Below are 19,754 nucleotides of genomic sequence, written 5' to 3' on the forward strand. Positions count from 1 at the left end.
CTTTCAAAGGACTATGCATAAGAATGAAGTCCGGCAAGCACAAGATTTACGAATATTAAATTAAACATAATAATAGCAAAACCGATTACGGCCAGCCATGCTGACTTCTCACCGTGCCAGCCTCTTGACAGTCTTAAATGCAAGTAAGCGGCATAGAACAAAAATGTGATCAGCGCCCATACTTCCTTAGGGTCCCAGCCCCAAAATCTGGTCCACGCCAGCTGAGCCCAAATCATTGCAAAGATCAGCGCGCCGAGTGTAAAGATCGGAAATCCGATTGATACGGCCCTGTACCCAACCTCATCCACCAGATCAAGATTGACGTTTTTCACCAGCGGATGTAATAGAGCGCTGATTCTTTTTCTGATGATCAGACGGAGAGCCCCATACAACACAAGACCTGCTCCAAATGACCAAATGACAGTGTTCACTTTTCTGCCTGAGAAAAGCGCGGGAAGATCAACAAGCGGTTCCATTCTTCCTTCGGTCAAAAGCTCTCCCTGATGTGGACCGACAAGCGCGGGCATTTCGTACACCATCACGCTTTTTTCTTTACTTTTGTCCACCCAGTTAAACTCCGCTTCATAGCCTGCAAGACGAAATGCTGATGTGATTGCAATAAAGGCGACGGTTGTGACCAGGATAAACATAATCGCTTCAAGCCAGAAGGTCTTTTTGCTTGGCTTTGTCTGGTCTACATGCTTCAAAAGAAAGATGACACCAGCGACAAAGCTGATGGCAAGTATAGCTTGCCCAAGCGCGGCCGTTGTTACATGAATATACAGCCAGTTGCTTTGGAGCGAAGGAATTAAAGGCGAGATATCTGTCGGAAACATGCTGGCGTAGGCAATCAGCAATAAAGCAATTGACAGCGTAAACAGGCCTAATGAAGGCAATCTATAGAGAAAATAAAGAATGATAAACGCCAAAACAAGCATCATGCCAAAAGCGGTGGTGAATTCAAACATATTGCTGACCGGCGCATGGCCGCTGGCAGCCCACCTTGTGATGAAATATCCAAGGTGGCAGAAAAAACCGACAATAGAAAGGGTGATTCCAATGGTGGCCCATCTGTTTGGCCTGCCCTTTTTATCTTTATTCCCGCGTATGGCCCCGCCGAAAATCGGGACAGCGATTAAATACACAAGAAAGGCCGCATAAAGAAAATTTCCGCTCAGCTCTGCCATGACATCACTCCCTTTTCGCCTATTTCTGTGTTTTGATTAATTCTTTTTGGTCCGCCGGTTCAGTCAGTCCGGAATCAGCCAATATAAATGCTAAATCCTTCTTCAGGCCAAACCAGTTTTTATTGGTATGCCCCGCTACCATAACTGCGCCGTCCTGTGAGTGCAGCCAAATTCTTCGATGCTGCCAGTACATACCTTGAATGACACCGATCATAAAAATGGCTCCGCCGACAGCAAGCACCCAGAGTGTCAGATCCTTTCTGACTGTAAGTCCAGTAATGTTTTTCGTTTCGACATGGTCAAATTTCAGCTTGTATTTATTATTGCCTGATCCTTCGATGGTTTCTTGGATGGCGACAAAGCTCTTTTCGCCTTTCGGTTTGTCCGGCGTTATGATATTAAAGACAAAAGCCGGATTGTTAGGGATCTTTGTTTTTGTGCTCGGCTCTCCGTCCTGATTAAAATAGAAGTCTGGCAGGTAGCTGGCGATTTCCACCTTGTAACCGTTGCCAAGATCATAGACCGAATCTGGATCCAGAAGGTTGATCTTCAGGCTCCCAAAGGATTTTTTTGTTTTTTTATCAATCAGCTGGAACACCATTTGGTCAAGCTGATTCTCTTTGTAATCCACTTGGTAAACGGAAAAAGAATCAAAACGCAGCGGCTGATTGACACGGATGTCTTCTTCTGTTACTTTTTTCAGCTTCGGCTTCTCGCCATAAACAATTTTTCCTTCTCTCTTGTAGAGTACGGCATCGGTTTGAAAGTTCTTTGCCACTCTACCGTCCCCGACTCTGTCAATGGCATCTGCAAATACCTTTTTTTCCGTTTTGCTGTTATAGGTCTCTACGCTGAATTGATTGTTTTTCAAATAATATTTTCCGTCTGTACCCGGAATTGCTGCAGTTTCGCCTTCTCTGACCCAAAGCGTCTCATCGACGTACATGCCAGGCACAAATCTCAGCATCGCACCAATCAGAAAGATGATCAATCCAATATGGTTGACATACGGGCCCCAGCGGGAAAAGCGTCCTTTTTCAGCAAGAATGCTGCCCTCTTTTTCTCTGATTCTATAATGTTTTTTCTTTAATAGAGCAACTATCTTTTCTTTCGATTCCCCGTTCAGTACAGTAACCGTTTCACTGAACAAGCGCTGCCTTCTTAAAAAAGCCGGGCTCCTTCTGACGCCTTGGTTTTTTAACGCTCTGTACAACGGAATGACCCGATCAAGGCTGCAAATCACGAGTGAAATGCCGATCGAGGCAATGAGCAGCAAATACCACCAAGAACCATATAAATGATGAAACCCGAGCAAATAATAAAGCTGGCCGAACGTGCCGTACTGCTCCTTGTAATAAGTATCAGCCTGTGCGCCCGGAGGCAGATAGGCTTCCTGGGGAAAAATGGTGCCGAACGCTGATGCGGCAAGGGTTATGACGATAAGCCATATTCCCACCTTAACCGAGGAAAAGAAATTCCAAATTTTGTCGATGATCGTTTTGTTATAGGTTTGTGAACGTCTTGCGCTTCCGTCATATCTCATATCAGCGAGCGGAGGTTGAGTTTCCTGAAGAGCTCTTCCGCACGATTCGCATAAAACGGTTCCGACCGGGTTTATATGTCCGCATTCACATTTGACTTGCTTCATCCCGAAGTCTCTCCGGGTTTTATGAGATTCATATAATCGTGTATCATGCTTTCTGTCATAGTGCCGGTCACCACCTTGACAACTTTTCCTTCCGGATTGATCAAAAAGGTTGTCGGAAGCGGAGATACGTCATAGGCATCAAGCACTTGGCGATCTGTATCCAGAACAACCGGGAAATTGACTCCGTAGGATTTCATAAAATTATGTACTGCTATCTTTGACTCCCCAACATTTACAGCGACAATTTCAACACCTTGGCTTTTAAAATGCTTATATTGGTTTGCCATATAAGGAAATTCTTTTTTGCACGGTTCACACCATGTACCCCAGAAATTCAAAAAAACACCTTTCCCTTTTAAGTCACTGAGCTCGATACGTTTCCCATTCGTATCCTCAAGGACAAAATTCGGTGCGTCGGACCCTTCGGATATACTCTCTTTGCCGGCAAATACAGCGTTGTAAATGGTATAGCCGAGTGCGCAGATTAAAACGAGAAGGATGCCGGTCCGAATGAATAAACGCCTTTTTTTCTTCATTGTCCACTGCCCCCTTCCCCCTATTGCAGATCCATTCAATTATATCATTGCACGTTCATTTCACATTTCTTACTTTTTGAAGGTTATGTGAAATTTAGAAAGCGTTTTTACCGTGATCTGCCAGTGCTCTGAGCCTTTTTACTTCGTGAGGCGTAAGCTCTCTGGCATCGCCCGTGTGCAGGCCACGCAGGTTTAAAAACGCGTATTCCTCACGCTTCAGCTTGATTACCTCATGTCCGATCGCTTCAAACATGCGGCGCACCTGTCTGTTGCGTCCCTCATGGATGGTCAGTTGAATAATGCTTGTCTGCTTTTTCTTATCCAAGGACAGCAGCTTCGCTTTAGCAGGCGCTGTTTTGCCTTCTTCCAGCCTAATTCCGCGCTCCAGCTTTCTGAGCAGCTCTTTAGGCGGGATTCCTTTCACCTTCGCCACGTATGTTTTGTCTATTTCATACTTAGGGTGCATCAGCTTATTGGCGAATTCGCCATCATTGGTTAAAAGCAAAAGACCGCTCGTATCATAGTCCAGACGCCCAATCGGATATATGCGCTGCGGAATATTTTTAAAAAAGTCCGTCACCACTTTGCGTCCTTTATCATCTTGCGCTGCGGAAATAACGCCTCTTGGTTTATATAAGAGAAAGTAAACCGGCTCTTCGCGTTCAACCTTTAACCCGTTTACCTCAATCTGATCAGAACCGGTGACCTTAACACCTAGCTCTGTTACTACTTTGCCATTCACCTTTACTTTTCCTTCTTTAATCAGCTCTTCTGCCTTTCTGCGCGACGCAACTCCGGCATGAGCAATCACTTTTTGCAGTCTTTCCATGTCTTTCACCTCAAGTATTATCTTACTTTTTTCAACCTTAACAAACAAGCTTTTTCAAATTCCTATGCCTAATCTAAAAAAAACGCCGTTTTCAGGCGCTCCCAAATAATAACGTAACGATGATGATAGATGCAACTACGCCGATTAAATCTGCAAGAAGTCCCACCTTTAATGCATCACCCATTTTTTTAATGCCGACTGCTCCGAAATACACAGTCAGTACGTAAAGCGTTGTATCTGTAGATCCCTGCATGACGGAAGCCAGCCTGCCGATAAAGGAATCGGGCCCGTATACTGCAATTAAATCGGTCGTCATTCCGAGTGCGGCCGTACCGGAGATCGGGCGGATCAGAGCAAGCGGCACTACTTCAGCAGGGATGCCGATAGCGGAGAAAACCGGTTTTAAAAGATCCATTATAAAATCAAGCGCGCCTGATGATCTGAAAACAGTTATAGCGACAAGCATTCCGACTAAATAAGGGATAATGGAAAAGGCGATTTCTATCCCCTCTTTTCCGCCTTCGACAAACGATTCATATGTCGGAACCTTTTTGATCGTTCCATAAAGAAGAATTCCGGCAATAATGATTGGAATCATGGCTAAAGACAGCCAGTTGATGATTTCCATCCGCTCACCTTCCCTTCTTTTTGCGGCGGTAATAAAAATACCGATCAATGATAATGGCACCGATTCCGGAAATAAGCGTTGCCAAAATGCTTGGCCCGACGATATCTGTCGGCGTTTTGGAGGAATAAGCCATTCGGACAGCGATCACCGTTGTCGGGATGAGTGTGATGCAGGACGTATTAACAGCTAAAAAAGTAATCATCGACCGGCTTGCTTCCGATCGGTTTCCGTTCAGCTTTTTCATTTGTTCCATTGCTTTAATGCCAAGCGGAGTTGCTGCATTTCCGAGGCCGAAGAAATTCGCCATAAGATTAGATAAAATATAGCCCATCGCCGGGTGATCCGGCGGTATATCAGGAAACAGTTTAGATATAAAAGGCCTGCACATCCGGCTGAAAATATCCAAAAGCCCTGACTGCTCGGCGATTTTCATTAAGCCAAGCCAGAAAACAAGCACGCTCATCAATCCAAATGAGATCGTAATCGCTTCTTTCGCACCCTTAAACACGGCTTCATTTACATCTTGCAGAGTTCCGTTGCACATCGCAAAAACGAGTCCGATCACGGTTAAACTGACCCAAATTATATTGACCATTTTGCTCCGCCTGCCGCATTCAGAAAGATTGATTTAAACGTTTCAAAAAATTGTTTCTTCGGTTTTTGATGCCGCTCATTTTCATAATAGATCGGCACTTTTGCGATGGTTGCATCGTTGAACATGATCTCCATGTGCCCTACGATGTCAGGGATTTTCGAGGCATCTTTTTCCCATGCTTTTTTCGGCTTGAGCAGTGTGGTATTAATTTTCACATCTTCTTTTTCCTCTTCGGTCAGCAAATAGGTGATATCACGTTTGATAAAAGCCTTCGATTCATAAAATGTGCCTTTCAGCTTTGGAATATCCCCTTTTTTTGCAATTAAATAGGTTTGATAATGCTCAAACACATAGTTAAACATCTTCATATGGTCATCCCAATCATTAGGGTCATTAATGGTGACGGCTATCAGGTCAATGCCGTCCTTTGAAGCCGTAGAGACCAGTGTCCGTTTTGCAAGTTTTGTATAGCCTGTTTTTCCTCCTGTGCTGTACGGATAAAGCATGGTCAGCAGTTTATTTTTGTTTTTCCATACGCTTTCCATTGTTTCCGCTTTGTATATTTTTGTGCCTGAAATCTTTTGATAGTCTTTCAGCTTCATAGCATATTTTGTTAAAATGGCCATGTCATAGGCTGTTGAATAATGATTTTCATGGTCGTCCAATCCGTGCGGGTTTTGAAAACGGGTGTTTTTCATACCAAGCTGCTCGGCTTTTTGATTCATCATATAAACAAACCCATCGAGGCTCCCACCGACATGCTCAGCAATCGCGACAGCGGCATCGTTTCCTGATCTTAGCATCAGGCCATACACAAGATCTTTTAGCTTCACTTTTTGACCTTCTGTTAAATAAATGGCGGAGCCTTCTGTTCTGACAGCATTTGCCGAAACCGTCACCGTTTGATCCATTTTGCCGGATTCGATGGCGAGGACGGCGGTCATAATTTTTGTGATGCTCGCGATCCGCCTTTTTTGATGCTCATCCTTGGCATATAACACTCTGCCTGACGCACCGTCAATAATGATCGCGCTCTTTGCACTGACATCTATAGCAGCATGTGCTGTATTCACATTTACAGTTGCAATAAGAAAAGAAATCATGATCACGAATACTGCTTTTTTGAAAATGCGCATGTTTGCTCACGTCCTTGTGGTGGTTTGTACAAGTTTATGCGCACGTCCATCAGTTATGAATAACAATTATATTTCTGGAAGCAAACATAAAAAAACTCTCCCTGAAAAAGGGAGAGTAAACGTTATCTGATTGGCGCCATGCTTGATCCGGACGCTTCGTAATGAGCCAGCTCTTCCCTCATTTTCAGAAAGGCAGCGCTCAACGGCAATAATAATTGCTCAAGCGACGCAGGAACAGCATGATAAAACTCAATTGCGCTGACCCCTGTATAAGACGCCCGGCTATTTTCACACCACGTGTCTTTTTTCGGCATAAAGAACTCTTCAATGCATTGGTGATACACATTATAAAGTGTTTTTTCCGCTCTGGCTTCCTGAAAAGGCTCCTGCATCAGGAGACGGCGGCACGCTTCTGCGCCTCCTTCACAAAATACTGCCATTCTTCTCAGAGTGCTCAGCACATCACAGCAGTATCCTTTTTCAATAGGCAATTCAGCCTGTAAGGACTCAAGCGTCGTTTGATTTAGGTAATCGTTCACGGTATTGACAACCATTGATAAGAATTCGCCTGTTTTTTGAGTCTGCGCTCGCACAATCGAATGTCCCATTTCGTTTGGTATCTTCCCCTCATGTCTTTGTCTCTCACATTTTGCTTCTTTCATGATAGCTTCTTCCTTATATCTTATGATGATGAAAAAGCGCGATTCATTAAACTTCTATTTTATATCTTCGAAGGTTTGGTTAAAGTTTTCAAAAAATAAATCTGCTTCTTCTTGAAGAACGTCTTCTTCCGCATTTTCAGGCAGCGGCGGAAGCTCGTCCAGCGTTTTCAGACCGAATTGTTCAAGAAAAGTCGGCGTAGTACCGTATAAAATGGCCCGCCCCGGACCATCGGCACGCCCTACTTCACACAATAGCGCCTTCGCGACAAGACTGTGTAAAATCCGCTCTGATTTTACTCCTCTGATTTCTTCAATTTCTGCTCTCGTAATTGGCTGTTTGTATGAAACAATGGCCAGTACTTCTAAAGATGCTTGAGAAAGGCCCTTTGACGGCACTTCAATCAGTTTTTTCAAGTAAGGCGCAAAGTCTTTTTTGGTAGAGAGCATGTACGTATCTGCATACTCAATAAGTTCAATCCCTCGTGTATCTCCGCGGTATTCGTCCGCCACATCCGCCATGATCGTGTTCAGTTCAGGCTCTTCGATTTCAAGCACTGTTAACAGCTGCTTTTTTGTAAGCCCTTCATCGCCTGCCGCATAAAGAAGGGCTTCCACAATAGCTTTCCAATTCACGATATCAAGCCCCATGAATGGATTCACTCCCCGTAATGTAAATATCTGAAAAATTGTGCTCCTGTTCAATGAGGACCAGCTGATTTTTCATCAGCTCGAGAACAGCTAGAAAGGTCACTACTAAATGTTCTTTTTGCTCATATGGAAACAGATCCATAAAGTTGATTCTCGTTCCTCTAGATTTCAAGCTGTGCACGATTTCGTTCATTCTGGCTTCGATTGGTATGTCCTGTCTTGTAATTGTTGTTTCCATCGGCCTGTTAATTTTTTTGCGTTTCAGCACTTTTTGAAAAGCTCCGATCATATCATAGACCGTGACAGAGAGCTTTTGCTCAGACTGTTTTACTTCTTTTGCATATTCACTCAAATCACTCGGCGGTTTCGTGAACGATTTTTGTCTTTCTTCTTCCCGTTCTTTTAAATCCTTCGCCGCATCTTTATATTTTCGATACTCAATCAGCTTTTCAATCAGTTCCTCCCGCGGATCTTCTTCTTCAAGTAATTCATCTTCAAAAAGCTCCTCCTCTTGCTTCGGGAGCAGCATTCTGCTTTTAATGCTGAGCAGCGTGGCAGCCATAACCAAATACTCGCTGGCAATATCGAGCTCAAGCACACGCATCGTATGTACATATAATAAATATTGTTCAGTGATCTTCGCCACAGGTATATCATATATGTCAATTTCAAGACGATTGATTAAATGAAGCAGCAGGTCCAATGGGCCCTCAAACGTATCAATTTTCACTTGATATTCTTCCATCTTCTCACCATTTTCAAGTATCACTCTCATTGCCGGAAAAACTGGCTACCCTATAGTATAAGCCACCAAAAAGCTCTCGTCCAATACTATTTCATTTCCTGTTTTGAACAAGTTGGTACAGAATATTCAAAACACGAGAGGTGTTTGCTCGGAGCGCAGAAGCGGGAGAAAAAGCCTTAGCTTCTGGTTTTCCTTTCTAAGAAGCAATAGAGGCCGAGCGTTCTTTTTTCCTTTTATCCCTTCTATGGTACACTAAAAGCACATTAAAGGAGGAAACACCTTGTATCCGAAAGCTTATATAGATTATCTCGTTGAGTTTCACGCGACACGGGATTATTTTGAATGCCATGAAATATTAGAAGAATTTTGGAAGGAAGATCCGCCAAAGAAACGAAAACGCTATTGGGTGGGCTTTATTCAGCTTGCAGTTGCTTTATATCATCACAGAAGACAGAATACAGCTGGGGCAAAAAGACTGATGGCGAACAGCATCCGGATTCTTCAAGCAGAACACCGGGCAGTCGAAGACTTAGGGCTCGATCATGGCCGTTTGCTCGAACTTATGCAATCGGTTTACGAACAAATCGAAACGGGCTCTGCCTATAAAAGCATTATGCTGCCAATCAAAGATGAAAAACTGGAGGAAGCATGCAGGATCGAATGCAGGAAAAAAAAGTATACATGGGGGCAGCCCAGTGCACTCAGCAACATATTTCTTATCGACAAACACCGTTTACGGGATCGGACTGACGTCATCCGTGAACGTGAAAAAGAAATAGAACGCAGAAAAAAAAGCAGAGACTGATCACAGCCTCTGCTTAATTATTGTATGAAATGTCTTGATCCTGCTGACCTTGACAACGTTCGAAAAAGCTCTGCGTTAATTCATTTGGAACCAGTACTTGCGTTTTGAATAAATGCTTTAAAGCATCCATCATCTGTTTTCCGATTCCTTGATGGCGATGAGAAGGATTCACACTGATATGCCGGATCTCAACCTCAGAATCCTTTTTTTCGACTCCGATTGCTCCGACGATATCCTCGTCCTCTTTCCAAAGAAAGAGCTGGCGGTCTGTATCCGTTTCGTAGTCCTTAATTGTCTGCTGAAGCTGCTTAAGGTCTTTTTCATTCGGCATAAACGAAAGAAGCCCCATCGCAATCTTTTCAAACGATTTTTTATAACGAATTAACATAAAAACCCCTCTATATCCAAAATGTCCAGTCTGCTATTAACGGATACGAATAGGTGATCCGTTTTCTCACATTATATCATTTTCGCCATATTTTTAAACTGTTTTCAGCAAATTATTCAAATGAGCGGTTTAAATTTGCCATTTCAATGGCAGAAACAGCACAATCTACACCTTTGTTGCCCGCTTTTGTGCCGGCACGCTCGATAGCCTGTTCGATGTTTTCAGTTGTTACAATTCCAAAGATGACAGGTACACCAGTAGTATTTGCTGCTTGCGCGATGCCTTTTGCAGCTTCATTGCAGACATAATCGTAATGTGTCGTCGCGCCTCTGATGACAGTGCCCAATGTGATAATAGCATCATATTTTTTTGTTTCCGCCATTTTTTTCGCAGCAAACGGTATTTCAAATGCGCCTGGAACCCAAGCCACATCAATATCATTTGTGTCTACGCCATGTCTGAGCAGCGCATCTTCTGCTCCGCTCAGCAGCTTGCTCGTAATAAAATCATTAAATCTTCCTACTACAATTCCGATTTTAAGACCTGTACCAACTAAATTTCCTTGTATGATATTCATATGATTCCCATCCTTTTTTGTGATATTTGTGATTAGAAATGAAGTAAATGACCTAGCTTGTTCATTTTGGTTTGCAAGTATTTTTTATTGTGTTCTTTCGCCTCCATTTGAAGCGGCACTCTTTCTGAAATACTGAGTCCGTAGCCTTCAAGGCCTGCGATTTTTCGCGGATTATTCGTCAAAAGCTTCATATTCCGGACACCGAGGTCGCGTAAAATTTGTGCTCCGATGCCATAGTTGCGAAGATCCGGCAAGAATCCAAGCGCCTCATTGGCTTCTACGGTGTCATAACCTTGTTCCTGAAGCTTATAAGCTTTTAATTTATTGATTAAACCGATGCCTCGTCCTTCTTGGCGCAAGTAAAGGAGAACTCCACGGCCTTCTGCGGCAATTTGGTTCAGCGCGGCGTGCAGCTGCGGTCCGCAGTCACAGCGATGAGACCCAAACACGTCACCTGTGAGACATTCTGAATGCACCCGGACCAATACCGGTTCTTCTCCGAACGGCACCTCTCCCATCACAAATGCGACATGCTCTTTTCCATCTACCTCATTTGTGTATCCATAAACCTTAAATGTCCCAAAATCAGTAGGCAGCGTAATGTCAACTTCACGCTCGACAAGTGTTGTCAGATTGTAACGGTATTGAATCAAATCCTTAATGGTGATCATTTTTAATTGATGCTTTTTCGCAATTTCAATGAGCTCAGGCACTCTCGCCATCGTTCCGTCTTCATTCATAATTTCACAAATGACGCCGGCTCCTTGGGATCCGCAGGCTTCAGCAAGATCAACAGCAGCTTCTGTATGGCCCGCTCTTTTCAGGACACCTCCTTTTTTCGCAATCAGCGGAAAAATGTGCCCCGGACGCTGAAAATCAGATGGCACGGATTTGCTGTCCAGTAATGCTTGAACGGTAAAAGATCTTTCTTGAGCGCTGATACCTGTTTTCGTTTCACGATGGTCTATGCTTACGGTAAATGCAGTGTGGTGAGAATCTGTATTATGCTCAACCATAGGGTGAAGATCAAGCCTGTCTGCGATTTCCTCACTGAGCGGCGTGCAGATCAGTCCTCTCCCATGTGTCGCCATAAAGTTAATGACTTCCGGCGTTGCATGCTCGGCAAGAGCCACAAAGTCTCCTTCATTTTCTCTGTCTTCATCATCTACAACGATGATGACTTCGCCTTTTTTTAAAGCGTCCAGTGCTTCTGCTATCGGATGAAACATGCAAATCTTCCTCTCTAAAAGCCGTTTTCGCTTAAGAAGGCTTTTGTTATGGTTTGTTGGGTCTTATTTTCATTGGCTTTATGCAAAAATCGATACATATATTTTCCGATCATATCGCATTCGATATTCACTTTAGAGCCGATCGTTTTTTCGGAAAAAATTGTTTCGCTGATGGTGTGCGGGATTAAAGAAATCGTCACAGTATCATCTGTCAGGCCGAATATGGTTAAGCTCACGCCATCCACAGTAATTGATCCCTTTAAAACCAATGTTTTTGTTAATGACGGGTCCATTTTTAAATCATAGTAAACTGCGTTGCTTTTCTCTTCAATTCGTGTGATTTCCGCAGTTCCGTCGACATGGCCTGAGACGAAATGACCTCCGAAACGGCCGTTTGCCGCCATCGCTCTTTCCAGATTTACTTTGCTTCCTTTTGTTAAATCATTCAGAGACGTAGCTTTGACTGTTTCAGGCATAACATCCACTGTGAATTGATTTTTTGTAAAATCAGTGACAGTTAGACAAATGCCGTTCACTGCAATGCTGTCGCCAAGATGAACATCCTCTAAAATCTTTGAGCATTTAATTGTTAAGGCCATTGAATGCCCTGCTTTTTTCATGGATTCGATTGTGCCTGTTTCTTCGATAATTCCTGTAAACATGGTCACCATCCTATTCCTTTGTCGGTTTTGCCGTCAGTTTGATATCACGGCCGATTTGGGTTATATCAGTGAATTGTAATAAGGGGACATCTTTCATTGATTGAAAACCTTCACCGGAGATTAAGCTGGGAGCATGCGTTCCTCCGATTAGTTTAGGGGCAAAATAGAAGATGATTTCTTGAAAACAGCCTTCTTTGACAAAGCTTCCGTGAACAGCTGAACCGCCTTCCACATACACCGACATGATGCTTTCTTCCGCTAGGATCTTCAAAACATCGGGAATTTGAATGCGCTCGGTTTCAAGTGTAAATATGTTCACTCCGAAAGCTGAAAGCCGTTTTTTCTTTTCCTCGTCTGCGCGTGCCGTCGTAAAAATCCATGTCGGCGCTATTTGATCGCAAATCACTTTAGCGTCCTCAGGAATCGAGAGTACGGTATCAAGTATGACCCGAACCGGCTGTTTTGTTACATTCGGCAGTCTGCAGGTTAAGCTCGGATTGTCGGCTTTCACTGTGCCAACTCCGACTAAAATGCATTGGTGTGTTTTCCTGTATTGCTGAGCATCCTGTCTTGCAGCCTCTGACGTGATCCATTTGCTGTCACCCGTGCTGGTAGCTATCTTGCCGTCAAGGCTGGCAGCCGCTTTTAGCGTGACGTACGGAAGGCCGGTCCTCATAAAGTGCAGAAATTTTTCATTCAGCCTCTCCGCCTGGTCTGCCAGGATGCCTTCCCTTACCTCAATGCCGGCTTCTTTCATCATGCTGATCCCTCTTCCAGCCACAAGCGGATTAGGATCTCTCATCGCCACGAACACTCTTTTGATGCCAGAGTTGATAATCAATTCTGCACATGGCGGTGTTTTTCCGTAATGGCTGCACGGTTCGAGTGTAACGTAAATGTCGGCACCCTCTGCATGTGCTCCAGCCATATGGATGGCATGAACTTCTGCATGAGCTTCACCATATTTTAAATGGGCGCCCATTCCGACAATTTGTCCGTCCTTTACGACAACAGCACCGACGAGCGGATTGGATTCGGTCTGTCCTTCGCCCTGCTTCGCAAGATCTAATGCCAGCTTCATATAATACTCTTCCATTTGGTTCCCTCCCTTCTTTTGTTATTTACCGTCAAAAAAAGCCCCGAATTCATAAAAAATTCGGGGCTTTAGGTATTTTACGCAATAGGAAATAACACTATGCATTTTTGAACCATTTGCATAGCGGTTCATCATCCTTCTCCCATCCAGACTTTCACTGTCGGCTTCAGCTTAAACTGAATCCACCGCGTGCTTATGCACACGGGTCACGGGCTCTAAAGCAAATGTGCTTTACTACCGCCGGTCGGGATTTCCACCCTGCCCCGAAGGATACAATCTTTATTCATTTGTCCTTATTGGCTATTATAGCGATCCTTTTTAAAGTACGCAATGAAATAAACTTACAATTTGAGAAAAACAAAACATCACCCTTCGATCTGAAAGGTGATGTTTTGTTAATCATTCACTTTTGCAACCTTGATTAATCCGTCGATCCGCTTTGATTTGCTGAAGTATGCCTTAATCTTGTCACCTTCTTTTATATCAGATAAATCCTGATTTAATTTTTTTCCGTTGAAGATGATTTTCGTTCCGTTTTCTGCTACTCCATGATACTCTGAGCCGTCAATTTTCGTCACTTTATATTCCTGGATGGTGTATTCCTCTTCTTCCGAGGACAAGGTTTGTCCAATTGCTGTCGGAACATCCTTCAGCTCAACATCATTTATGTACATATAACCGCCTGCAAGTAAAAGCAAAAGCACTAACAGAATGGTAATCTTGGTTTTTATTCTTCCCATTTCTAAACCTCCAGCCAATATGAATCTATTCATTCATATGAGTTATTCCTTTTTTTCATGAATAAAAAACCGTAAATTCTCGTAAATTATTAATATAACGATGCATAACGGGAATATGTTTCACATTTCTGCAAAAATTTCTTTTCTATAGATATACGAATTTATGTTCTGTTTTTAGGGGATGACCGTAAAAAAGATATAAAAAAAGCAGCCCCAATGGGAAACTGCTTGATCCTAATTTGTTTTGCGCATTTCGTTAAACGGGTAGAAAACAAACTTTGACGTACCCGCAATTTGTTTTTTCGTGAAGAGGCCAAGTCCGTTACGGCTGTCCATGGAATTCCGACGATTGTCACCCATCACAAAATACTTGTTATCAGGCACTTTAACCGGGCCGAAATCATCGGTCAAATGGTCAAAACCGTCCTGTTTCGCTCTCTTTTTATTAGCCGCCAAATAAGGTTCGTCCACCTTTTTCCCGTTGATATAGAGCTGGTCATTTTTCATCTCAACCGTATCGCCGGGAAGGCCGATAATACGTTTGACATAGTGAACATCATCTCCGTTTAACACGACGATGTCTCCTCTATCAAACTCGCCGATGTATTTGACTGTCATATTAACAAAGACCCTTTCACGGTTGTGAAGTGTAGGATACATAGAGTCACCATCAACGACATACGGTGCAAAAATAAAGTTGCGGATGAGCAAAGCAAGAACGACAGCAATCACAATTGCTTTTGCCCATTCTAATATTGATTTTTTCTTCGAAACATTTTCTGATTTCAACTGATTTCCTCCAATAAACAACGGTCTTCAATTTATGTTATCACGAATCGAAAAAAAATCCCATTAGGACCATTGAAGTGATTTTACAAACTGTTAATCTTCATCTTCTACCCACATCATGCCTATTTTTTTCTTGTCGATCATAACTAGGCCTGAAAATTCAGAAGAAAGAGAGTTCTCATATGCTAAATCTTTAGGTCGTATATAAGGCATGAGGTTACGAACAGTTTGTTCATTTATCTCCCAGTCCATGATATCCATGGCACTTGACAAAACAATTCACATCAAGAAGGTTACTGGAATGTTTGCGGCAACCTATTTCACAGGTGATAATCGCACCCCGTTTTTTGCTTTCATAATATGTTTAAAATCATTCAAGCTCGAAAACATGGATTAGCCTCCAAAAAATAAATCCAATATATTCCCGGCAGTTGAAGACTCTTTATTATAAAACTCTGAATATCCGCAGTTCTTACAGTAAACCACTAGAAATCGGTTATGCTGCACGTCAAACAGCTTTGATAATCCCGTGCCGGTTGTAGCTATTTCTTTTTGTCCGGCTTCAGTACTGCCGCATTTTATACAGCCTTTGTTGTCCATATCGCGATCTCCTTTTCATTACATCACGTTTGTTTGATTTATTTTACTACAAAATACCAATCCCAATGAACCATACTACTTTAAAGTTTGCTTAATTTTGATCACCCGTTCTTTACATTCTAATTGGGTTCGTTTCTCAGCTTGGTAAATCTTCTGGAGAAACGGAAAAGCTCCATGACCAAAACATTTAAACTCAGCTAAACACCGCCGAAGGCGTAACCCGCAGCAACATCACTCGGATACTGCTCATTAACGTACACACGCCCCAGCCCGATGAGGAATAAAACGATAATAAACAAAAAAACGCAACAGTTTGCAGACGCACCTTATGAGAATGACGAACAAAAAGATAAGCACAAAAACCAAAAATGACAAATGCCGTTAACGTCTGTTCGCTCGGGAATGGATATAATACATGACTTTCCAAAGGAGCGTGAACAGGATGAAGGGAATGAAAGAGCCGTCTGATTCCCTCTTCATAAAGCTCTCCACCAATGACTAGGAAAAATAAGAAAGAGAGTTCGATTTTCCGGTCTTGCCCTTTGAATACTGTCCAAAGAAGAGTTAGAACAATAACGGCTAACAGAACACCTCTCGACGCAAAAGCTTTCTGAATTGCAGCTGGGCCCAGTCTATACCCGATCCAATACGACATGCTCACTCCCGCACAGCTCCCCAATCCGGCCGCTAACATGCTTAGTTTCTTGAAACACGAGAACACCGGCATAGCCCATCAGAAACTCTCTAGATTCTGGTAAAGCTAGAAGCTCTAACATTAAGACAATAAAAAGACGGCATATCCATGCTGTTCAAATAACCCCGTCAAAACTTGCACGTGTTTCTCCTTAAACTTTTTTGTTCTTTTATCATTCCCAATCCACTTTTTGTATAATCAGCACAATTTTATCTTCAGTCGTCCGACAACATTGTCTATGGCGGGATCTTCTCTTCCTATACTCGTCACTCATACATTCTTTTTTGACATAGGAGGAGCAACAGCATGAAATGGGAGGAAATAAAAGATACGCAGGGAGTTTGCCAAAATTTTGGGCAGTTCGTTCTGCCACCGAGTCAGGTGTTTGTTTGCCTACCTCATTCCTTGGCCATTCCCCATTTTTCCCGTTTGAGGTTCGCAATGATAAAGTATTTGACTTAGTTTCGTACATGAAGAGGTAAATTCTTTGCTCACCGAACTAGGATACAGCGCATGACGATTACTGCATTGCATAACCACTGGTTATTTAGTGAGCCGTGTGCAATGTATATGCACTTTGAGTCAGACAGTATGATCCTATTACATTCGCCAGAAAAGCAGCTGCCGCATTCAGAGTAGTTAAAAGAATAGACAGATAGCTAGTCTTCCGGAAGCTTTAAAGGAGGCGCTTTTTTCGAGCATTTTTATAAATCAATGAAAACAGGCATCTCCTAAATATTTTTGCCATTAAGTTTACGCTAATCAACTCTAGCACTAATACATATAAAAAATAGAATGATATGAAAGGAGACTTGATAGTATGATTGATTATCCTATTAATATAAACAACGTTTCCGGGAACAGTGTAATTAACGTAGGCGGCGCTTTTATGATCAGGCCTTTAACTTTGTCCAAATCTGTGTTTGGCTCCGGAGGTTTAAACACAGGAATTGTCTTTGAAAATAACTTTGTAAGCAAGGCTAAAATGATTAATCATCAATTTACTGATCAGAACGTCACCAAAACTTTTTAATGTATTTATTTGGGGATTGAGAAATCTCCTTCCTTAAAAACCCGGTTTACCAACCGCCATCAGCACTCGGCGGTTTTTTATTGAACATTTTTGGCCAATAAAAAAAGCTTCCTCTCTAAGAGGAAGCCTTTTGCCTGCCGATTAGCCTTCTACGCGAACTTCTTTCATGACATCGCCATTAGACATGTTTTTCGCGAATTCTAATCCGCTTGTTACTTTACCGAATACAGTGTGAACACCGTTCAAATGAGGCTGTGGCTCATGAACGATGAAAAATTGGCTGCCGCCAGTGTCTTTTCCGGCATGTGCCATAGAAAGTGCGCCCGCCTCATGTGTATGCGGGTTGCCTTCTGTTTCACATTTGATTGTGTATCCCGGACCGCCAGTACCAGTGGGTAGTGGGTCATTAACCCGCCCCTGATTCACAGGATTATAAGCACCCTCAAGAGCTTTCTCAACAGTAATGTTAAACCTGATTACAATAGATTCCTTGCTGATTACAACCTCATCCACTACTTTAGACAGCATGGTCTTTCTGCGCTCTAGGCTAATGCAGTTTCTATAGGTCTCTACCCAGTTATCTAACTGATGCTTTAACTTTTCAAGGTCAGTGCTTTTAACCTCTGCCTCTTGTATTTCCTTATTAAGCACATCAATCTTACCAAGCAGCTCAATTTTTTTACTTCCATACTCCTCCATCTTTTTAGAAACAAAGTCTAAACTCATTGAGGACTTACCTGACATGACATCATCAAAAAGGCTCTCTACATTAATAAGAGCTTTGCTGACCTCAGCATACTGCCCCTCTAACTCTTTTAGCTGTATCTTTCTTGAGTCAAGCTCCTCAAAGTCAAAGGAGTCTTTTTCTGCATCAAAAGCATCTAAGTTAATTGTGCTGATGGTAGACAATACTTTATCCTCAACTTGCTGATCTATTGTGACTGCTCCAAAAGCTCTCTGATTGTGTCCAGCAGGATTATTCTTAGCATTGTGACAAGTATACCTATAAGTCCTGTACTGATTTACTGTGCCATCCTTTCTCTTATTTTTCTTTACTGAAAAGTCTGCTTTAAGCTTTTTGCCACAATAACCACAAACAGCCATACCTGATAATAACAACTTTGAGGGAGTAGGTACTCTGTTTTTCTGAGCAGTAATGACCTCAGTATTCTTGCTTTTATCTACTGAATCCTCACCTGATTTATTTCTTTTATCCATGATCCCCTGTACTTCTTTAAACTGCTCCTTACTTATAACAACTAGCTCAGGGTTAAAGGGCTGTAATAACCAGTCATCTCTTTTTACTTCTTTTCTAATGCCTCCTCTATTTCCCACCTCTTTAGAAGTGTTATACCTTTTATAACCCATATAAATAGGATTTCTTAACATCCTTGTAATAGTATTGTGCCTCCACTGTTTGCCTCTTTTTGCAACCTTCATTTTATTAAGCTCCTGAGCAATCAATGCGCCACCTAATGACTTTTCAGTTACCATATCAAAGATCATCTTCACAATCTGAGCCTCATCAGGATTAACAACCAATTTCTTTATTGTCTTATCTTTCTTACTGTTTCTTTTCTTCCCAGTGTCCTCAAGCATATAGCCATAGGGAATAGTGCCCCCAAGGTAAGCCCCTTCTTCATTTAACTGTCTCATAGCATCACTTACCCTCATGGAGGTCTTTTTACTTTCACCCTCAGATTGCCAATACCTTATAAAATTCATTAAGGAGTCTGCGTGATCTTGATTCTTGATCTCGCCTTCTTTAACAGTCCACACCTGTACACCTAATTCATATAATGAAGCAACATACAGGCTGTACTCCATTTGTCTGCCTAGTCTGTCAGAGTGGTAGAGTAGCAGTATGTCAAACTCCCCATCTACTGCCCCCTGTTTTATGACTTTCAATGTATTTCTATCCTCTATAGCTGTTTTATATCCTGAGATTTTCTCTGTTAGTTCTTTTGTTATTTCCCAACCATTTTTCTCAGCAAAGGCATGACATTGGGATTTTTGCAAAGGAATATCATCTCCCTCTGCTCCTTGTCTGTCTGTAGATACCCTGTAAGATGCCCAAACTCTTAGTTTAGCTGCCAAAATACTTCCCCCTAAATATATTAGTTATATCTGTAACTTATAGCTGATTATCTAAAGGAAAGTATACTATACACTATACTGTAATTCAACTTTTCAACTATATAATATATTGTAAGACACTTTTGAGACAAAACAAAAAGGAGCATTATACCTCTGCTCCTGTTAAGTGATTTCTTATGATGGTCTTTCTAAGCTGAGAAGAAAAGGACTCTATAGCTGCCTGTGACTGCTTAGCATCTTTAGTAAACTCCAAGACAGTAACCCTGCCATTCTCCTTCTCTAAAGAGGTTAATCTGTGATAATCCCCCACATCCTCATATTTATAGGGTTTGCCTCTGTACAGTATGTCCATAAAAGCTCATCTCCCTGAGATATTCTTAATTCTTAGTTAGAGGAGCATTTATTAACTGTGACAGTAACAAAAAAAAAG

Annotated in this window: 25 protein-coding genes, 2 pseudogenes and 1 riboswitch; of the genes and pseudogenes, 4 read left to right on the forward strand and 23 right to left on the reverse strand. The window is 42.3% G+C overall.

Features of this window, described 5'->3' with window-relative positions; translation table 11 throughout:
• Positions 1-11: 11 nt before the first annotated feature.
• The 10 genes from resC to scpA all read right to left on the reverse strand — a co-directional run bounded on the left by resC (position 12) and on the right by scpA (position 8,614).
• Entirely contained in the window at positions 12-1,187 is a 1,176-nt protein-coding gene (gene resC, locus AC0OMU_RS08150) for a cytochrome c biogenesis protein ResC (RefSeq protein ID WP_047182822.1), read from the reverse strand.
• A gap of 19 nt (positions 1,188-1,206) precedes the next feature.
• The gene (gene resB / locus AC0OMU_RS08155; RefSeq protein WP_014477216.1) at positions 1,207-2,835 is read right to left on the reverse strand and encodes a cytochrome c biogenesis protein ResB; all 1,629 of its coding nucleotides are present in this window, start codon (positions 2,833-2,835) and stop codon (positions 1,207-1,209) included.
• Positions 2,832-3,371, reverse strand: coding sequence for a thiol-disulfide oxidoreductase ResA (gene resA, locus AC0OMU_RS08160; RefSeq protein WP_003230513.1), 540 nt, complete (start codon positions 3,369-3,371; stop codon positions 2,832-2,834). The genes resB and resA overlap by 4 nt, the downstream gene beginning before the upstream one ends.
• Positions 3,372-3,465: 94 nt before the next feature.
• On the reverse strand, positions 3,466-4,200 hold the full coding sequence (gene rluB, locus AC0OMU_RS08165; RefSeq protein ID WP_004398815.1) for a 23S rRNA pseudouridine(2605) synthase RluB: 735 nt from the start codon (positions 4,198-4,200) through the stop codon (positions 3,466-3,468).
• Positions 4,201-4,291: 91 nt separating this feature from the next.
• Positions 4,292-4,828 (reverse strand): spore maturation protein SpmB, encoded by a 537-nt coding sequence (gene spmB, locus AC0OMU_RS08170; RefSeq protein ID WP_003223896.1) that lies wholly within the window; start codon positions 4,826-4,828, stop codon positions 4,292-4,294.
• 4 nt (positions 4,829-4,832) lie between these two features.
• Entirely contained in the window at positions 4,833-5,423 is a 591-nt protein-coding gene (gene spmA / locus AC0OMU_RS08175) for a spore maturation protein SpmA (protein ID WP_004398980.1), read from the reverse strand.
• Positions 5,411-6,559 (reverse strand): D-alanyl-D-alanine carboxypeptidase DacB, encoded by a 1,149-nt coding sequence (gene dacB, locus AC0OMU_RS08180; protein ID WP_014480157.1) that lies wholly within the window; start codon positions 6,557-6,559, stop codon positions 5,411-5,413. Before dacB ends, spmA begins: the two co-directional genes overlap by 13 nt.
• Before the next feature lie 122 nt (positions 6,560-6,681).
• Positions 6,682-7,221: a YpuI family protein gene (locus tag AC0OMU_RS08185; protein ID WP_014477219.1), complete on the reverse strand. Its 540-nt coding sequence runs from the start codon at positions 7,219-7,221 to the stop codon at positions 6,682-6,684.
• Positions 7,222-7,275: 54 nt separating this feature from the next.
• Complete coding sequence (scpB, locus tag AC0OMU_RS08190) at positions 7,276-7,869, reverse strand: SMC-Scp complex subunit ScpB (RefSeq protein WP_003223904.1); 594 nt, start codon at positions 7,867-7,869, stop codon at positions 7,276-7,278.
• On the reverse strand, positions 7,859-8,614 hold the full coding sequence (scpA, locus tag AC0OMU_RS08195) for a segregation/condensation protein A (protein WP_003246108.1): 756 nt from the start codon (positions 8,612-8,614) through the stop codon (positions 7,859-7,861). The genes scpB and scpA overlap by 11 nt, the downstream gene beginning before the upstream one ends.
• A gap of 280 nt (positions 8,615-8,894) precedes the next feature.
• Here scpA and AC0OMU_RS08200 point away from each other — a divergent pair, with 280 nt between their 5' ends.
• Positions 8,895-9,419: a DUF309 domain-containing protein gene (locus tag AC0OMU_RS08200; protein ID WP_047182824.1), complete on the forward strand. Its 525-nt coding sequence runs from the start codon at positions 8,895-8,897 to the stop codon at positions 9,417-9,419.
• Between the two features lie 13 nt (positions 9,420-9,432).
• Here the strand turns inward: AC0OMU_RS08200 and ribT are convergent, their stop codons facing one another.
• From ribT to sipS, 7 genes are all read right to left on the reverse strand, one after another.
• Entirely contained in the window at positions 9,433-9,807 is a 375-nt protein-coding gene (gene ribT, locus AC0OMU_RS08205) for a GNAT family N-acetyltransferase RibT (RefSeq protein ID WP_003223910.1), read from the reverse strand.
• A 112-nt stretch (positions 9,808-9,919) separates the two neighbouring features.
• Entirely contained in the window at positions 9,920-10,384 is a 465-nt protein-coding gene (gene ribH / locus AC0OMU_RS08210) for a 6,7-dimethyl-8-ribityllumazine synthase (protein ID WP_003223915.1), read from the reverse strand.
• A gap of 32 nt (positions 10,385-10,416) precedes the next feature.
• On the reverse strand, positions 10,417-11,613 hold the full coding sequence (locus AC0OMU_RS08215; RefSeq protein ID WP_047182825.1) for a bifunctional 3,4-dihydroxy-2-butanone-4-phosphate synthase/GTP cyclohydrolase II: 1,197 nt from the start codon (positions 11,611-11,613) through the stop codon (positions 10,417-10,419).
• Between the two features lie 14 nt (positions 11,614-11,627).
• Complete coding sequence (ribE, locus tag AC0OMU_RS08220; protein WP_015483397.1) at positions 11,628-12,275, reverse strand: riboflavin synthase subunit alpha; 648 nt, start codon at positions 12,273-12,275, stop codon at positions 11,628-11,630.
• A 10-nt stretch (positions 12,276-12,285) separates the two neighbouring features.
• Positions 12,286-13,371 carry a bifunctional diaminohydroxyphosphoribosylaminopyrimidine deaminase/5-amino-6-(5-phosphoribosylamino)uracil reductase RibD gene (gene ribD / locus AC0OMU_RS08225; protein WP_047182826.1) on the reverse strand — a complete coding sequence of 362 codons (1,086 nt, stop codon included), beginning with the start codon at positions 13,369-13,371 and terminating at the stop codon, positions 12,286-12,288.
• Positions 13,372-13,501: 130 nt separating this feature from the next.
• Positions 13,502-13,646, reverse strand: a riboswitch (FMN riboswitch).
• 120 nt (positions 13,647-13,766) lie between these two features.
• The gene (locus AC0OMU_RS08230) at positions 13,767-14,111 is read right to left on the reverse strand and encodes a hypothetical protein (RefSeq protein WP_003230488.1); all 345 of its coding nucleotides are present in this window, start codon (positions 14,109-14,111) and stop codon (positions 13,767-13,769) included.
• 234 nt (positions 14,112-14,345) lie between these two features.
• On the reverse strand, positions 14,346-14,900 hold the full coding sequence (gene sipS, locus AC0OMU_RS08235) for a signal peptidase I sipS (protein ID WP_003246166.1): 555 nt from the start codon (positions 14,898-14,900) through the stop codon (positions 14,346-14,348).
• Positions 14,901-15,111: 211 nt separating this feature from the next.
• Between sipS and AC0OMU_RS08240 the strand changes: the two genes are divergently transcribed.
• Positions 15,112-15,297 carry a hypothetical protein gene (locus tag AC0OMU_RS08240; RefSeq protein ID WP_080344206.1) on the forward strand — a complete coding sequence of 62 codons (186 nt, stop codon included), beginning with the start codon at positions 15,112-15,114 and terminating at the stop codon, positions 15,295-15,297.
• Here the strand turns inward: AC0OMU_RS08240 and AC0OMU_RS08245 are convergent.
• From AC0OMU_RS08245 to AC0OMU_RS08255, 3 genes and pseudogenes are all read right to left on the reverse strand, one after another.
• Positions 15,294-15,500: a zinc ribbon domain-containing protein gene (locus AC0OMU_RS08245; protein WP_003230483.1), complete on the reverse strand. Its 207-nt coding sequence runs from the start codon at positions 15,498-15,500 to the stop codon at positions 15,294-15,296. The two genes, AC0OMU_RS08240 and AC0OMU_RS08245, sit on opposite strands and share 4 nt — an antisense overlap.
• 193 nt (positions 15,501-15,693) lie before the next feature.
• Positions 15,694-16,161 (reverse strand): hypothetical protein, encoded by a 468-nt coding sequence (locus AC0OMU_RS08250; RefSeq protein WP_250540411.1) that lies wholly within the window; start codon positions 16,159-16,161, stop codon positions 15,694-15,696.
• Positions 16,133-16,335 (reverse strand): annotated as a pseudogene (locus AC0OMU_RS08255) (hypothetical protein). Before AC0OMU_RS08255 ends, AC0OMU_RS08250 begins: the two are co-directional and overlap by 29 nt.
• Before the next feature lie 372 nt (positions 16,336-16,707).
• Here AC0OMU_RS08255 and AC0OMU_RS08260 point away from each other — a divergent pair.
• Both AC0OMU_RS08260 and AC0OMU_RS08265 read left to right on the forward strand, forming a co-directional pair.
• Complete coding sequence (locus AC0OMU_RS08260; protein ID WP_474241040.1) at positions 16,708-16,833, forward strand: DUF1259 domain-containing protein; 126 nt, start codon at positions 16,708-16,710, stop codon at positions 16,831-16,833.
• Positions 16,834-17,014: 181 nt separating this feature from the next.
• Complete coding sequence (locus AC0OMU_RS08265; RefSeq protein ID WP_003230479.1) at positions 17,015-17,227, forward strand: spore germination protein; 213 nt, start codon at positions 17,015-17,017, stop codon at positions 17,225-17,227.
• 141 nt (positions 17,228-17,368) lie between these two features.
• Here AC0OMU_RS08265 and AC0OMU_RS08270 read toward each other — a convergent pair whose 3' ends face one another.
• The 3 genes and pseudogenes from AC0OMU_RS08270 to AC0OMU_RS08280 all read right to left on the reverse strand — a co-directional run bounded on the left by AC0OMU_RS08270 (position 17,369) and on the right by AC0OMU_RS08280 (position 19,676).
• The gene (locus AC0OMU_RS08270) at positions 17,369-17,755 is read right to left on the reverse strand and encodes a peptidylprolyl isomerase (protein ID WP_445207803.1); all 387 of its coding nucleotides are present in this window, start codon (positions 17,753-17,755) and stop codon (positions 17,369-17,371) included.
• Positions 17,756-18,148: 393 nt separating this feature from the next.
• A pseudogene (locus AC0OMU_RS08275) lies at positions 18,149-19,324 on the reverse strand (recombinase family protein); the annotation flags it as partial.
• Positions 19,325-19,469: 145 nt separating this feature from the next.
• Positions 19,470-19,676: a hypothetical protein gene (locus tag AC0OMU_RS08280; RefSeq protein WP_224067154.1), complete on the reverse strand. Its 207-nt coding sequence runs from the start codon at positions 19,674-19,676 to the stop codon at positions 19,470-19,472.
• Positions 19,677-19,754 lie beyond the last annotated feature (78 nt).

The sequence above is a fragment of the Bacillus sp. FAU18 genome (assembly GCF_056033885.1).